Genomic DNA, 15036 nt, shown 5'->3' with positions numbered 1-15036 from the left:
GCGATGAGTTCTGATTCCCGGCTTTGACGTGATGGACTATGGTCAGGAGGACTATGAATTCGGAAGCATGGCAGCGGATGCCAGACACTGGGATCCGTATCTGCTCAAGGTATTTGAGAAATACAAGGATATCCTGTCGCCCCTTTTTCAATCGGGGAAATAAAGCGCGCAGGGATGCTTCTCCGGAGGAGAGGAATGCTATGCTATGGAATACAGGCAGTTTAAATACGTTTTGAAAATCGCGGAGCTTGGAAATCTCACAAAGGCCGCCTCGGAGCTTTATATCAGCCAGTCCTCTCTCAGCCATTATCTTGCCCGGCTGGAGGAGGAGATCGGAGTCCGCCTTTTTGACCGGAGTAAAAATCCCATCGCGCTGACAGCGGCGGGAGAGCGGTACTGCGAGACGGCCCGGATGATTTTAAAGCTGGATGCCAGGCTTCGAAAAGAAGTGTCGGACATCGCAAAAAACAAGGCCGGAAGGATCACGCTCGGGATGTCCCACGCAAGAGCCGCCTATTTTCTTCCGTATCTTTTCCCGGAATTTCTCAAAAGCTATCCCGGGATTGAACTTCGGACGATAGAGCAAAGCTCCGGCCTGCTGGAGGAGCATGTCTATAGGGGGAGCTGTGATCTCGCTGTCCTGCCCCTCCCCCTGTCCGGAAGCTTTGATCTGAAGTCGGAGCCGGTGATGCGGGAGGAGCTTTTGCTGGTCTCCGGCAGGGAGCTTCCGAATGGGAGCGCGGAGAGGACAGAGTCCGACTTATATCCTCTTCGGAAAAACAGACAGTATGTGGATTTTAGTACATTGCGGGGACGGCCCTTCACTCTTTTAAAGCCCGGGCACGGCATACGGACGGCGCTGGAGGCCATTTTTATGGAGCATGACCTTCGCCCCGGGCCTGTCTTCGAGACCACGAGCAATGAGACGGCATACCGCCTGGCCACGGCGGGGATGGGTATCGCTATCGTTCCGGAGTCGACGGTACTGCTGTCCAAAGCGGTCAGTCGTTCCCACCTGTATTCTCTCACAGAGCGGGGGCTCTATTGGCAGATCGCAGTGGTCTTCCGCGACGAGGATTGTCTGACAGAGCCGCAGAAATATCTGATTTCTCTGATGAAGCGGCATTTCGGAGAGAGGAGAGGAGGATCGGAGACGGGGAGATGACATTTATGACATGAGACCTATGAAAAAGAAAGCATTTCACAAGAATCGCTTCCGATCGTATCATGGAGGAAACGAAGAGAAGAACAAATCGGCGTTTCCTCAGATACCGGCATTCCGGGCGGAATGCAGAAAGGGGCAGGTATGAGATACAGGATCGGTTTATGCTATGGCGATGCCATCGGACCGGAGATCACAAGGGCGACGGAGACGGTGATGAAGGCAGCGGTCCGAAGGGCCGCGGTGGATGCGGAATGGCCGGTATTTCCAATGGGCTGGGAGGGTATCGAGAAGTATGGGGATCCGGTTCCGAAGCTCACAAAGGACGGTCTTTCGGACTGCCACGGCTGGGTTTTCGCTCCCCATGATTCCGCGGCCTATCCTCCGGAGCAGTTTCAGAAGCTGAATCCGTCCGGTGAGATGCGGCGTTATTTTGATCTCTATGCCAATAAGAGGCCGGCAAAGGTCTACCCTGGGGCGGCCAGGGCGAAGAGCCATGTCGGAGAGGATGTCGATCTCGTCGTCTATCGGGAGAACACCGAGGGCTTCCTCCCGGACAGAAATATGTACAGGGGCGTGGGAGAGTTCATGCCCAGTAAGGACATGGTGATTTCCGCCTCGGTGATCACGCGCCAGGGGGCGGAGCGGGTGGCCCGCGAGGCATTCCGGACGGCAATGAAGCGAAGAAAGCATCTCACCATCGTGCATAAGGCGAATGTCATCAAGATGGCCGGAGAGCTCTGGAGGTCTTCGATCCGGGAGCTGGGGGAGAGAGAGTTTCCGGAGGTGAGAGTGGATGACTTCCATATCGATGCTATGACGGCGCACCTGGTGCGGCATCCGCAGGACTTCGATGTCATCGTGTGCACAAACCTGTTCGGAGATATCATTTCCGATCTCGCCGGGGAGCTGACCGGTTCCCTGGGCCTGGGACCCGGCATCAATACCAATGACCATCAATGTATGGCTCAGGCGGCCCATGGCTCCGCACCGGACATCGCGGGAAAGGATATTGCAAACCCAACCGGCCTGATGCTCTCTTCCGCCATGATGTTTGACTGGCTGGCAGAGCGCTATAAGGATCCGAAGCTCTCAGAGGTTTCCCGGCTCATCGAGGAGAATGTCCTTAAGTCCATGGAGGAGGGCTTTGTCACGCCGGACATGAAGGGGACGGCCTCCTGCTCCGCCTACGGCGATCATATCGCTTCCAGGATCGCAGGCGCTTAAGGCGCATTTTCTTGAGATCGACACAGGCATATGTGCCGCTTCTCCGGGCATTCGGGATTTTTTGGGAAGACGGGCGGTAAAAGCAGGAGCCGGGAGCAGGAGGAAGGGGATGAAGGACTGGATACGGGAGATCACAGAGACCGGGAAATGGATCATGGAGAAAAATCTCAGCTGGGGCAGCAGCGGAAATATCAGTGCCCGGGAAGGAGATAAGGTCTATATCAGTGCCAGCGGGACGGTCCTAGGGGAGCTTTGTGGGGAGGACATCAGTGAAGTGGACCCGGACGGGAATCTGCTCCGGGGGCGGAGGCCATCCAAGGAGCTTCCTATGCATCTTGCGGTCTACCGGCGCTGCCCGGAGGTGAACGCGGTGCTGCATGCCAGCCCGTTCTGGACGACCTTTGCGGCATGTATGGACATGGAACTGAAAACCCGGCTTTTCATTGAGTCCATGCGCTATGATGAGGGACTTCTCCGAATCCCCTACCTTCACGCGGGCTCCCGGGAGCTTTCCGCTGCGGTTTCGGAGATCGCGGATAGGACCCGTGTGATCCTCATGGAGCATCACGGCGTGCTGGTCTATGGGAGGGAGCTCAGGGAGTGCCGAAACGCACTCGAGGTGACGGAAAATCTGTGCCGGATGAATATCCTCGCAAAGAGCGGCGGACTTTCCCTGAACGAGGTCCCGGAGGAGACAGCCCGAGAGTTTTTAAAGGGCGGCTACTATACGGGATAAGTCCCTGTAAAGCAGATAGGCAGAGGGTGCTTTCGCTTCGGCTGCTGCGGGAAGCGGCGCATAAGCGATTTGAAAGATTAAATCGCCAAACGCCGCGGCGTCCAATAGATAAAGCGGCAGGGCGGCAGACTCGGAGCGTACTTGAGTCTTCTCAAAGAGAAGTGCCTCCCGAAGGGAGGTCGGCTGATGCCACCCGGGCGAAGCCGAGTCAAAACAGAGGGAGGAGAGCGTATGGCGGAGATCTTTTTGGGAGTAGTGGCCGATGACTTTACCGGTGCAAGCGATGCGGCATCCATGCTCTCGGAGGCCGGGCTTCCCACTGTGCTTTTTAATTCTGTGCCGGATAGCATGACAGCGCTCCGGGAGGATATCCGGGCGGCAGTCGTCGCGGAAAAGACCCGGACGATTCCGGCGGAGGAAGCCAAAGAGCGGATGCTAAGGGCTTTTGACTGGCTGAAATATATCGGAGCGAAGCAGCTTTACTTTAAGTATTGCGCCACCTTTGACTCTACGGAAAGAGGGAATATCGGACCGGTGGCGGATGCGGTTCTGGAGAAATATAAGATCCCCTATACGGTGCTGGCGCCCGCCCTTCCGGTAAATGGCCGCACGGTGCGGGGAGGAAGGCTCTTTGTCAACGGCATCCCCCTCAGTGAGAGCCACATGAGGAACCATCCGCTGACACCCATGAGGGAGTCCGATCTGACGAAGCTTTTCGAGACGCAGTCAAAGAATAAGGCATACAGACTGAGCATCGAAGAGATGAAGGACTGGCGCAGCGGGAGAGCGCACCCGTCCTCTTCATGGAAGGAGAGAGAGCAGGAGGGAGAGAAATATTATCTGGTTCCGGACTATTATGAGGAAGAGCATGGAGATCTGATCGCAGGATGCTTTGGCGATCTTCCGTTTCTGACCGGCGGCTCGGGACTCTGCGCCGCCCTTGGCAGGCGCTTAAGGATGCTCCACCCAGAGATGCAGACTGTGAGGACGGAGGAGTGCGGGACAGCGGGGAAGGCTCTATTGCTTGCGGGAAGCTGCTCCGCGATTACCCTTAAACAGATCGAAGACTACAGGGAAAAGGGAAAGCCGACTTACTTCATGGACCCCGCGGGGCTTTTGCAGGGGACGCTTGGCATAAAGGAGATCCTCGACTGGATCAAAACGGCGGGGAAGGACCCTCTGGTATACAGCTCCCAGGGAGTGGAGGAGAGGAAAAGGACAGAGACGCTTGGGCTTGAAAGGGCAGCGGACTGTATCGAGAAAAGTATGGGAGAGCTCGCGAAGGAGGCAGTAAAGCTTGGCTTTAGCAGGATTATTTCCGCAGGAGGCGAGACGAGCGGCGCAGTCACGAATGCCCTGGGATATCAGGCCTTCTACATCGGAAAGAGTGTGGCTCCGGGGGTTCCGATCATGACGCCGGCGGAGAATCCGAGGCTTAGACTGATCTTAAAGTCCGGCGGTTTCGGGCAGACGGATTTTTTCCAAAGGGCAGTGGAGATGAGCGAGGCCTGATGCCGAAACAGCGGCGCTCTAGTTCGCTTTATTCGAAAATGCAGAATGGGAGCCGACATATTGCTGCCTCATCATTCAGCAACAGGATGGTAGCCTCCATATCGCTGTCTCATCATTAAGCGACAGGACGGGAAAAAATGCATCTGGCGGATGTGGTAAATACATTGCAGCAGAAAGGGGACGGAAATGCCGGAGGAGAAGAGCATCGCTCTTGTCAGCACGACGATGGATGCGGCGCTTCCCATGACAGCCTATCTCAGGGAACACGCGCCGGAATACAGACTGATCCATTACCTGGACGGCGGATTGATGGATAAGCTGAAGCGGGAGGGAGGGATACGCGCAGACAGCACAAGGCGCTTTTCGTCCATGATCGCGGATGCCTTTACCGATGGAGCGGATGGTGTTATCATGACCTGTACCATCTATTCGCCGTGGGCCGAGGCGTTTACTCAGATTTTCCATAAGCCGGTGGTTCCGGCGGACATCGCCATGCTGGATCGGGCTTCCCGCTGCCCGGGCAGGACAGCGATTCTCTGCACCTTTGAGGGGACGATCGAGACCAGCCGAAGGAGCTATCTTAAGTACCGCCGCAAAAATCATATGCCGGAGGAGGTGGATATCTATCCGCTGCCGGATGCCTTTCGGGAGGTTCGAGCCGGACATATGGATATAGGGAATCAGATCATCGCGGACAGGATTCACGAGCTGGATCTGCGCTACGAGCAGATCGTGCTGGCTCAGATATCCATGTCCGGTGCGGCATCCCTTGTGAAGACAAAGCACGCAAGACTGTTCAGCAGCCCGCCGGAGGCGCTCGGAGAAATGCGGGAGAGACTGATGGAGGAAAACGGCGGCTGAGGATTCGCACTATTTCCGAAGGGAATTCTGTCCGCTCTGAGAGAAGAAAGGGAATAAAAAGAGAAAATATGGAGAAGCTTTCTATCTTAAGGGAATGCGTATCTAAACTGGAAGACAGCCTGAAGCTGGAGGAAATCACAGTGGATAGGGCTGTCTTCGGTCTGTTTTTCTCCGGGGTGAAGCTGTCTACGGGACAGGGAGGGCTCTGTTTTACACCGGTGAAGGAGATTCCGGAGGCAGTCTGCTGCCCGAGTTCCGCGAAAGCGATGCCGCTTTCAGGGCGGCTCCGGGGACGGCCCGTCCGGGCATATCTTGAGGATATTTTCTGCGAAAACATCCTCCGCCGTACTCTGGGGATTGCCGTTCTGAATGCTCTGAGCACGGCGGTGTGGGAGAAGTCCCCGTCCCAGGACTATGAGATTTTAATGGGGAGAGATGCCTTCGATGAGCTGGATCTCAGCCGCTATCCTAAGACCGTGCTGGTCGGCGCGCTGGTGCCCATGCTGAAAAGACTCCTGGCCTCTTCTTCGGATTTCCGCGTCATGGAGCAGGACCCCAGGACCTTAAAGGAGAGGGAGCTTCCCTATTATCTTCCGCCGGAGCGGGCAAATGAGTGCGTGCCGGATGCGGACCTACTGGTCATCACCGGTGTGACGATCTTAAACGATACCCTGCCGGGACTTTTGGAAATGGCAAAGCCGGGGGCGGAGATCCTGCTCGTCGGCCCCACAGCAGGCATGCTCCCGGATGCTCTTTTCTCCCGTGGCGTCACCATGCTTGGCGGGATTTCCGTGACAAAGCCGGATGAGCTTTTAGATATCATCAGTGAGGGGGGATCGGGCTATCACTTCTTCGGGAAATCCGCGGAGAGGACTCTGATCCGGAAGAGGCAAAGATCGAGATTCTGTGGGGAATCGGTATGGCCGGGAAGCTGAATTTGCCAACACTGATTGCGCTGTGTTCTATCGCTTTGGGAAGACCGGGGCAGAGCTTCATGGCAATCCTTGGCGGGATTAACGTCAGTGGTACGTTAATCAAGGCAGAGAACTTTGCGGATAGGCTGCAGGTATGCTTAGATTCTGGGGCGAAAAAGGTGCTGTTTCCACAGATATCGTTTACAGAGTTAGCAACGGTGCCGCTGGAATTGATGAGTGCATTTCAGTTGATTCCGTATCAAAGAGCGGAGGATGCAGTGTTTAAGGTGCCGGGAGTTGAATAAGGAGATTTATGAAGGTAGTGGAGTCTGGATATAAAATTGATTTGCATATACATTCTATTTGTTCGCGTTCAAAGGACAAGGAGAAGGTGGCCTTTAATACGATGGATAACATTGGCGTTTTGACGGAGAAGCTGAACGCCAATGGTGTTCAAATGTGCGCCATTACGGATCATGATGCATTTGGGTTTGACATGTATAAAGCATTGAAGGCTTACGAAAGTGATGAACAGTGTTCCGTTATAAAAGTGTTTCCGGGCATTGAATTTACGGTTGAGTTTATCGGAGAAAAGGGACCGACTGTGTTACATGTAATAGCGGTATTTAACGATGAGGATGAAGCTAAAGTAGCTAAGATTGCTGATTGTTTGGTAGATGATAAGGGAAAAATAGCATATGATAAGGGGGGCGCTTTTTCAGAAGAGAAATTTCTTTCCATTCTAAGAAGAATTGATCTGGATACGGTTCTTATTGTTCATCAGAAGAGTTCGCTGACAACCTCTCGTCCATATAAAAATGATGCAAAAACAGTTGGAGAAGAGAAGTTCCAAGAGTTTGTTTACACTGACTATTTCGAGGCTTTTGAGTTCAAAAACCGTAAGAATGAGGTGTTCAATAAGAATTTCCTGAATGCGCAGAATTTGACTGAGGATATCCGATTTATTACGGGTTCGGATTGTCATGATTGGCGGTATTATCCTAAAGAGACAGAACATGATAATACGGATTTCATTTATACGTATGTGAAGTGTCTGCCATGCTTCAGGGGTCTGGTTATGGCAATGACAGATTACAGAAGAATAAAGACTGTCAACAGCTTCTTCAATCCGACTGAGACCTATACAAAAAATATTCGGATCACTATAGATGGAGTGAAGTATGATATTCCGCTGTCCCGTGGAATAAATGTTATCGTCGGAGACAATTCGATAGGGAAGTCTTTGTTGCTGCATAAGCTGACGGAATACAGGAAGCAGCAAGACAGTCTGCTTAATAAGTCCGTGGTTCGAGGATATGATAAATATCTGAAAAAGCAGAATATCGAGGTGGAAACATCGATTCCTGCGGCGGAGATATTTGCCTTTGATATGCAGGGTGAGATTCGTGACAAATTTGAACAGGAAAAAATCAAGTCTGACGATTTCCTGAGCCCGTATTATCCGGCTGCGATTAAGTCAGGTGCATACAAGGAAAAGATCCAGAGAAAGCTGAATGTTATTTTTTCATATCTGGAAGAAAAATTCGCATTGGAGCTTCTCGAAGCTCAGCTGGGAAGATTTAATATACTTGATGAAGATATTGAACAGGCAGAGAGTATAACATTTGTTGGAACTGTTTCAAAGAATAGTCGGCGTGTAAAGGTGTACAATAATATCAGCGATGACCTGGATAATATTGCCGAACAAATAGAGACGATAATAGGAAACACTTGGATTGAACAGGATGACAGGAAACAGCTGAAATACATTATTAAACAGCTGGACAGTATGTCCAAGCGTTATGATAAGAAAAAGAAAAGAGCTGAAAGAGAGAATACAAAAATTGCCCTTTTCCAAAATGCCGTCAATAAGTTCAAGCAGAAATACCAGTCCTCTGTTTCAGATACGCAAAAGAAGCTGTCAACTTATAATGAGAACATCGACAATGCAGCCGAAGCGATTGCTGCTATCATTAGACGGAGAGAGAAACTAATGATACCGGACTTCTGCATCGAGAAGGAGATGATTCGGGTACAAACGGAACGAGTTCACGATTATGAATTTAATAGTAGACTGGGTATAACAGAGATTGATGAAGAGTATGTCAGAGGTCTCTTCACATCTGAGATGAAGAAGGGGACTAAGAAATCTGTTCTGGACATGAGCCAGGATGAATTGTCAGAACGGCTTTCCTATTTTACTGGAGCTCCATCAGAAGCATTGAAGGAGCTGAAATCAAAAATACAGGAAAAGCTGGATTCTGATCTGGCAAATAAATTTACGATAACGCAGGCGGGAAAGGATAGAACACAGGAATTGTCTTCCGGACTTGATGCTCAAATATATTTTGATATTTTATCCTATGAAACGAGCCACGATGGCATGTATATCATCGATCAGCCCGAAGATAATATTTCGCAGAAGGCTGTCCGGGATTATCTTCTTGACCGTTTTAAGATTATGGGTGAACATCGTCAAGTTTTAATGGTGACTCACAGACCACAGTTTATCGTAAATCTTGATGTCGATAATGTTATCTTTATCGGGAAGGAAGATGACAAAATCTATATCCAGTCGGGAGCTTTGGAATATCGGGATGCAGATTACAACATTCTTGATATCATTTCTGACCATATCGAGGGCGGATTGGATACATTGAGAAGGAGATGGAAACGTTATGAAAAGAATGCTTCAGTTTAAGAAAACGGATGTGGGATATGCCTGTTTTGAAAACGATGAAAATATTTTTGAGATAGAAAAATCCAATCTCCAATTTGATGTGAAGGATTTCTATCAAGCTTTTTACAGCGATGACAAGGACTTTGAGGACATCGAGGTGGTGAACTGCATTTCGGATGATAAGGAAGGGAGGCGAGTTTATGACTGCATTGTCCTTCTGATAAGCAAGATAAAAGAAAAGCTTGCTGAGTTATCACAGGAAGATAGCGATAATTCGCCTCGGGAGAATGGCGATCCTACCGAGGAATAAACTGATGATAAAATGACAACAGAATGACGATTGATAACGACAGAGTGTGTCAAGTCCAGATTTATGATATAGCTTCAACACTTTCATTACCTACTTCTTGGGATACATTCTTTCAGTCCCCTCCGGGGCCTGTCAGAGTCCAGATTTTAATCTGCATCCCCAAAGGTCAGGTTTTATGATACAACACTGTTTACAGTTTTTCTAAATAGGTTTACAGATAATGAAGAGAAGCATTGTTATCGGAAGCCCGGGAGCAGGCAAAAGTACCTTTGCACGACAACTTAGAGATATAACGGGACTTCCGTTATATTATCTTGATATGATCTGGCACTTGCCGGACAGGACAAATATTACCAAGAATGAATTTGATAAGAGGCTAAAGGATATATTGAATACAGATAGCTGGATTATCGATGGTAATTATGGCAGAACGATAGAGATGCGTCTCAAATACTGTGATACAGTTTTCTTTTTGGATTATCCGTTGGAAGTCTGCCTTACCGGAGCCAAAGCCCGTATAGGGAAAAAGAGAGAAGAGATACCCTGGGTAGAAGAAGAGCTTGATGAAGAATTTCGCCAGTGGATCATCGATTTCCCGGAAATAGAGCTGCCTCAGATATATGAGTTGCTGGAACAGTATGGCGAGGGGAAGGAGATCCATATCTTCCGAAGCCGAGAGGATGCGAATAAATATCTGGAGCGTATATAGATGGCAAAAGTGGAAAATTTTTCAGAGGAAGGGCAGATGGAATGGATGGATTAAAATCGCCTTTCGGAAATGGATACAGTCGATGAGGATGCGCGGCATTGCTATCGGAATTTAAGCGGTAAGGATTGCGGTGGGTTTGCTTCGGACATTTCGAGATATGAGCAGTCGATGGAGATGATTATGATAAAGGGGTTCTGATATGATTGTTATTATTACAGGGGCATCTCACACGGGTAAAACTGTGCTGGCACAAAGGATGCTTGAAAAATATAAGTACCCCTATCTCTCCATCGATCATCTGAAGATGGGCTTGATCAGAAGCGGCAATACGGATCTTACGCCGGAGGATGATGACGAACTTATCGGCTATCTCTGGCCTATCGTCTGTGAAATGATCAAGACGGCGATAGAGAACCGGCAGAATCTAATCGTGGAGGGTTGCTATATCCCATATGACTGGCGGAAGAATTTTGACAAGGAATATTTGGCGGAGATCAGCTTCATTTGCCTTGCGATGACGGATGCTTATATTGAGGCTCATTTTGATGATATAAGAGATCACGGATCTGATGTTGAGGACAGAATGAACGATTCCTACTGCACTGCTGATTGGATCAAATCGGAAAACAGGAAGATTATAGAAGGTTTCCAACGTGTGGGAGAACCGATGATTCTTATAAACGATGATTATGAGAAAGCGATAATGGAAATTTTAAATGCTTGACATCGTCAAGTTGAAATTTGAGTGTGAATACCCTCTTGCCGCGGTACCGTTTCCGCCGAGCGACCGGTCCGGTGCGGAGCATTTTCGCCCCTGCGCTTTTTGGGACAGCACCTTTCTGAGATCGACAGAATGCCGCTGACTCCGGTCTGCCGTATGGAATTTTACGGGGCAATCTGCTAAAATCAGAGTCTGAAAGAGCTCAAAAAACAGGATTTTACGAAGGGGTCTATGACGATGAATAAGCAGCAGCTTGCGTCTAAAATCTGGGAGTCCGCGAACAGGATGCGCTCAAAGATCGAGGCGAACGAATATAAGGATTATATCCTCGGCGTGATCTTCTATAAGTATCTCTCGGATAAGGAGGAGAGATGGCTTCTGGAAAATGAGTACTCGCCGGAGGACATTGAGAACTATGTCAAGGAAGAGGACATTGATACGGTAAAGAATGCGCAGCAGAGCCTCGGCTATTTTATCGCCTATAAGGATCTCTTCTCCACATGGATCAGGCTGGGGGCGGATTTCAGCGTGGACAATGTCCGCACAGCCCTGTCCTCCTTTACCCGTTTGATTTCCCCCTCCCACATGAGAGTCTTTGAGGCGGTCTTTAATACGCTGGAGACCGGGCTGAGCAAGCTGGGAGAGAATACGAAGGCGCAGACCAAGGCCCTCAGCGACCTCATCCACCTCATCAATGATATTCCGATGGACGGAAAACAGGACTACGATGTCCTCGGCTTTATCTATGAATATCTGATCGGCATGTTTGCCGCCAATGCGGGGAAGAAAGCCGGGGAGTTCTACACGCCGCATGAGGTCTCTGTCCTGATGTCCGAGATCGTGGCGGAGCATCTGAAGGGGCATGACGAAATCAAGATTTATGACCCGACTTCAGGCTCCGGAAGCCTCCTCATCAATATCGGTCACGCCATAGCGAAGTATATGGACGATCCGAACCGAATCCGCTATTACGCGCAGGAGCTGAAGGCCAATACCTATAACCTGACCAGGATGAATCTGGTGATGCGGGGGATCCTTCCGGACAATATCGCGGCTCGGAACGGGGATACGCTGGAGGAGGACTGGCCCTATTTTGATGACGCCGATCCGGCCGGAAGTTACTATCCGCTCTATGTGGATGCCGTCGTCAGCAATCCTCCCTACAGCCAGCGCTGGGAGCCGGAGGGAAAGGAAAATGATCCCCGCTACGCAAGATACGGGCTCGCTCCGAAATCCAAGGCGGACTATGCCTTTCTCCTCCATGATCTCTACCATCTGAAGCCGGAGGGAATCATGACGATCGTCCTGCCGCACGGCGTGCTTTTTCGCGGCGGGGAAGAAGGGGAGATCCGGAAGAATCTGGTGGAGCAGAACAATATCGACGCGATCATAGGCCTTCCCGCGAATATTTTCTTCGGGACCGGCATCCCCACCATCATCATGGTACTCCGGCAAAAACGGGAAAACATAGATATCCTCATCGTGGATGCCTCCAGAGGCTTCCGAAAGGAGGGGAAGAACAATAAACTGCGGGCCTGCGATATCCGTAAGATCGTAGATACCGTGAGTGGGAGACTCGACATCCCGAAGTATTCCAGAAGGATCCAAAGAGAGGAGATTCGCGCAAACGACTATAATCTGAATATCCCCCGCTATGTGGATTCCTCGGAGGGCGCGGAAAGCTGGGATATCTATGCCTCCATGTTCGGGGGGATCCCGGAGGCAGAGCTGGATGGATTAAGGAAATATTGGGAGGTCTTTCCCTCTCTGAAAGAGGAGCTTTTCCAGTCGGACGGCCGCTATGCGCGCGTAAAGGTCTCCGATCTGAAAGCGACCATCTCCGAAAATCCGGATGTCATCCGCTTTCAAAAGGAGTATGCGGATACCTTTTCCGGCTTTGACAGAGAGCTCTCAGAGCTTCTGCTCTCCCAGACGGAGACGCTGTCCATCGTGAGGACGGAGGATCGGATCACGTCGGACCTTTTCCGGAGCTTTGAAGGCATTCAACTGGCGGACCCCTACGAGGCATATGAGATCTTCTACCGCTCTTATCATCAGATCACCGGAGATCTGGAGCTGATTCAGGCGGAGGGGATGCAGGCTTTGAGACAGGTTGATCCCAATATGGTCATCAAGAAGAAAAACGGGAAGGACACCGAGGTTCAGGAAGGCTGGAAGGGACATATCCTGCCGTTCGAGCTCGTCCAGAAGGTACTCATGAAGGAGGAGCAAAGACAGATAGAAGAGCAGAGGAGCAGACTGGAGGAGATTTCCTCCGAATATGAGTCTGTCCTGGAGGAGCTGTCGGAGGAGGAGAAGGAGACGATCTCCGAGGCCTTAAATGACGGAAATGATGCCTTCGTCCTGAAAAATTTGAATCCTGTGATAAAGACACTTCGGAGGGAAGATGCCTCGGGGAATCAGGCACTGATTCGAAGTCTTCAGAAGGTCGAGGCACTCAGCGTAGAGGAGAAGAAGCTGAAGTCGGAGATCAAAAATGAGGAGGAGTCCCTGCATCTAAGAACGAAAGAAAGGCTGGAAAATCTCAGAGATGAGGAGCTGAGAGAGCTCCTTCAGGTGAAGTGGATCCGCCCGATCTCGGAGGGGATCCGTGCTCTTCCGCAAAATGAGATCCATAAACTTCAGAAAGAGATTGAGGCCCTCTCGAAGAAATATTCGGATACGTATCAGGATATCGTGACGGAGATCGACGAGACCAGCCGCTCTATCTGCCAGATGCTCTCGGAGCTCACCGGATCGGAAAGCGATATGGCAGGCGTACAGGAGTTCTGCAAACTGCTGGGGGGAGGGCGCTGATGAAGAAGAAAAGACCGGCACTCAGGTTCTCCGGCTTCGATAATGATTGGGAACAGCGGAAGCTAGGAGATGTAGCCGACAAAGTCATTGAAAAGAATGCAGATTTAACCGTACAGGAGACTTTTACGAACTCGGCTGAGTTTGGGGTTGTCAGCCAAAGAGATTTCTTTGACCATGATATTACAAATGTCAACAATATTGGTGGATACTACGTGGTTAAGAATGAAGATTTCGTTTATAATCCGCGCATATCAGTGACAGCTCCGGTGGGTCCAGTAAACCGTAATAAACTTGGAAGAGACGGCGTAATTTCACCACTTTATACGGTATTTAGAACTCATGATATTGATACAACATACCTTGACTGGTTCTTTAAAAGCGGCTATTGGCATTCCTTTATGTATTTCAATGGAGATTCTGGCGCAAGGTCGGACAGATTTTCTATAAAAGATTCAGTCTTTTTTGAGATGCCGATACCCATGCCGACTCTTAAAGAACAGCGAAAAATTGGTGCATGGATGGATAGCCTCGACCACCTCATTACCCTTCATCGGTGTGAGTGCAAAAAGTTGATTTGCATCAAGAAATCAATGCTCGAAAATATGTTCCCGCAAAAAGGTGAAAAAATCCCGAGGATCCGTTTTTCTGGATTTACTGATGATTGGGAACAGCGGAAGCTGGGTGAAGTTTTACAGACACTGCCTTTTGAGAACTTTATAAAAACGCCGGAACAGGATGGAGAATATGAAATAATTCAGCAAGGGAATGAACCGATCTTGGGGTTTGCAAAGGGGATGCCTTGTACAGACTACAGAGATGTTGTTATCTTCGGAGATCACACCATGTCATTATATAAACCACATCAGCCATTTTTTATAGCGACAGATGGAGTTCGCATCATCAAAGGCAAACAAAAAATGGATGGATTTTATTTAATGGCGATGCTGGAAAGATATAGACCACAAAGTGAGGGATATAAAAGATACTATTCGATCCTTACTAATACAGAGTGCTTTTTTACAGAAAATTGGACTGAGCAACAGCAAATAGGGATTTATTTTCGCCAGCTCGACCACCTCATTACCCTTCATCAGCGAAAACTGGAGAAGTTGCAAAATATTAAGAAAGCTATGCTGGAAAAGATGTTTGTTTAGGGAAAGTGCGAGGGAGCAATAGAAATTGTATAGTACCACGGCTCTTCTATGTCTTTTAATTTAAAGGAACATCAATTTACTTACTGTCGGGGAGAGCCAAGCGATGAACATAATCTGGGAGATTCAGGATTACTGCAACAAAAATATTGTGATAAGGAAACGGAAAGGCAAAAGAGATATTGACATTCTTGTGAAACAAAAATATATACTTGATAGCTCGGAGGAGAGATAAG

The 15036-nt window shown here is 49.6% G+C and carries 12 protein-coding genes and 1 pseudogene; all 13 read left to right on the top strand.

Annotated features, from left to right (window positions below; genetic code table 11):
• The first annotated feature begins 205 nt into the window (after nt 1-205).
• The 13 genes and pseudogenes from HMPREF1986_RS01735 (at nt 206) to HMPREF1986_RS12765 (ending at nt 14803) form a co-directional block, all read left to right on the top strand.
• Entirely contained in the window at nt 206-1165 is a 960-nt protein-coding gene (locus tag HMPREF1986_RS01735) for a LysR family transcriptional regulator (protein ID WP_021773008.1), read from the top strand.
• 141 nt (nt 1166-1306) lie between these two features.
• Nucleotides 1307-2389, top strand: a complete 1083-nt coding sequence (locus HMPREF1986_RS01730) for an isocitrate/isopropylmalate dehydrogenase family protein (protein WP_036598760.1) — start codon at nt 1307-1309, stop codon at nt 2387-2389.
• A 109-nt stretch (nt 2390-2498) separates the two neighbouring features.
• Nucleotides 2499-3125, top strand: a complete 627-nt coding sequence (locus HMPREF1986_RS01725) for a class II aldolase/adducin family protein (RefSeq protein WP_021773005.1) — start codon at nt 2499-2501, stop codon at nt 3123-3125.
• Between the two features lie 231 nt (nt 3126-3356).
• Nucleotides 3357-4637, top strand: coding sequence for a 3-oxo-tetronate kinase (gene otnK, locus HMPREF1986_RS01720; protein ID WP_021773004.1), 1281 nt, complete (start codon nt 3357-3359; stop codon nt 4635-4637).
• 186 nt (nt 4638-4823) lie between these two features.
• Nucleotides 4824-5498, top strand: coding sequence for a hypothetical protein (locus tag HMPREF1986_RS01715; protein WP_021773003.1), 675 nt, complete (start codon nt 4824-4826; stop codon nt 5496-5498).
• Between the two features lie 68 nt (nt 5499-5566).
• Nucleotides 5567-6433 carry a DUF364 domain-containing protein gene (locus tag HMPREF1986_RS01710; RefSeq protein ID WP_021773002.1) on the top strand — a complete coding sequence of 289 codons (867 nt, stop codon included), beginning with the start codon at nt 5567-5569 and terminating at the stop codon, nt 6431-6433.
• Nucleotides 6403-6717: pseudogene (locus HMPREF1986_RS01705) on the top strand (protease Lon-related BREX system protein BrxL); the annotation flags it as partial. The gene HMPREF1986_RS01710 and the pseudogene HMPREF1986_RS01705, both read left to right, overlap by 31 nt.
• An 8-nt stretch (nt 6718-6725) precedes the next feature.
• Complete coding sequence (locus HMPREF1986_RS01700) at nt 6726-9113, top strand: hypothetical protein (protein ID WP_021773000.1); 2388 nt, start codon at nt 6726-6728, stop codon at nt 9111-9113.
• Nucleotides 9091-9402: a hypothetical protein gene (locus HMPREF1986_RS01695; RefSeq protein WP_036598758.1), complete on the top strand. Its 312-nt coding sequence runs from the start codon at nt 9091-9093 to the stop codon at nt 9400-9402. The genes HMPREF1986_RS01700 and HMPREF1986_RS01695 overlap by 23 nt, the downstream gene beginning before the upstream one ends.
• A gap of 220 nt (nt 9403-9622) precedes the next feature.
• Complete coding sequence (locus HMPREF1986_RS01690; protein WP_021772998.1) at nt 9623-10111, top strand: topology modulation protein; 489 nt, start codon at nt 9623-9625, stop codon at nt 10109-10111.
• Between the two features lie 199 nt (nt 10112-10310).
• Nucleotides 10311-10835, top strand: coding sequence for a hypothetical protein (locus tag HMPREF1986_RS01685; protein WP_021772996.1), 525 nt, complete (start codon nt 10311-10313; stop codon nt 10833-10835).
• A gap of 228 nt (nt 10836-11063) precedes the next feature.
• The gene (locus HMPREF1986_RS01680) at nt 11064-13649 is read left to right on the top strand and encodes a type I restriction-modification system subunit M (RefSeq protein ID WP_021772994.1); all 2586 of its coding nucleotides are present in this window, start codon (nt 11064-11066) and stop codon (nt 13647-13649) included.
• A complete protein-coding gene (locus HMPREF1986_RS12765) occupies nt 13649-14803 on the top strand; it encodes a restriction endonuclease subunit S (protein ID WP_021772993.1) in 1155 nt (384 codons plus the stop codon). Before HMPREF1986_RS01680 ends, HMPREF1986_RS12765 begins: the two co-directional genes overlap by 1 nt.
• Nucleotides 14804-15036: the final 233 nt, after the last annotated feature.

It is taken from the genome of Oribacterium sp. oral taxon 078 str. F0263 (genome assembly GCF_000469565.1).
In the GTDB taxonomy this organism is placed as follows: Bacteria; Bacillota; Clostridia; order Lachnospirales; family Lachnospiraceae; genus Oribacterium.
Note: the sequence above shows the minus strand (reverse complement) of the source record. Positions and strands in the feature narration are given on the sequence as shown.

Excerpts from the sequence above, each read along its gene's own strand:
- HMPREF1986_RS01730 (WP_036598760.1), top strand. The coding sequence starts at position 1,307 with ATGAGATACAGGATCGGTTTATGCTATGGCGATGCCATCGGACCGGAG.
- HMPREF1986_RS12765 (WP_021772993.1), top strand. The coding sequence starts at position 13,649 with ATGAAGAAGAAAAGACCGGCACTCAGGTTCTCCGGCTTCGATAATGAT.
- HMPREF1986_RS01725 (WP_021773005.1), top strand. The coding sequence starts at position 2,499 with ATGAAGGACTGGATACGGGAGATCACAGAGACCGGGAAATGGATCATG.
- HMPREF1986_RS01710 (WP_021773002.1), top strand. The coding sequence starts at position 5,567 with ATGGAGAAGCTTTCTATCTTAAGGGAATGCGTATCTAAACTGGAAGAC.
- HMPREF1986_RS01685 (WP_021772996.1), top strand. The coding sequence starts at position 10,311 with ATGATTGTTATTATTACAGGGGCATCTCACACGGGTAAAACTGTGCTG.
- HMPREF1986_RS01735 (WP_021773008.1), top strand. The coding sequence starts at position 206 with ATGGAATACAGGCAGTTTAAATACGTTTTGAAAATCGCGGAGCTTGGA.
- otnK (WP_021773004.1), top strand. The coding sequence starts at position 3,357 with ATGGCGGAGATCTTTTTGGGAGTAGTGGCCGATGACTTTACCGGTGCA.
- HMPREF1986_RS01680 (WP_021772994.1), top strand. The coding sequence starts at position 11,064 with ATGACGATGAATAAGCAGCAGCTTGCGTCTAAAATCTGGGAGTCCGCG.
- HMPREF1986_RS01690 (WP_021772998.1), top strand. The coding sequence starts at position 9,623 with ATGAAGAGAAGCATTGTTATCGGAAGCCCGGGAGCAGGCAAAAGTACC.
- HMPREF1986_RS01700 (WP_021773000.1), top strand. The coding sequence starts at position 6,726 with ATGAAGGTAGTGGAGTCTGGATATAAAATTGATTTGCATATACATTCT.
- HMPREF1986_RS01695 (WP_036598758.1), top strand. The coding sequence starts at position 9,091 with ATGAAAAGAATGCTTCAGTTTAAGAAAACGGATGTGGGATATGCCTGT.
- HMPREF1986_RS01715 (WP_021773003.1), top strand. The coding sequence starts at position 4,824 with ATGCCGGAGGAGAAGAGCATCGCTCTTGTCAGCACGACGATGGATGCG.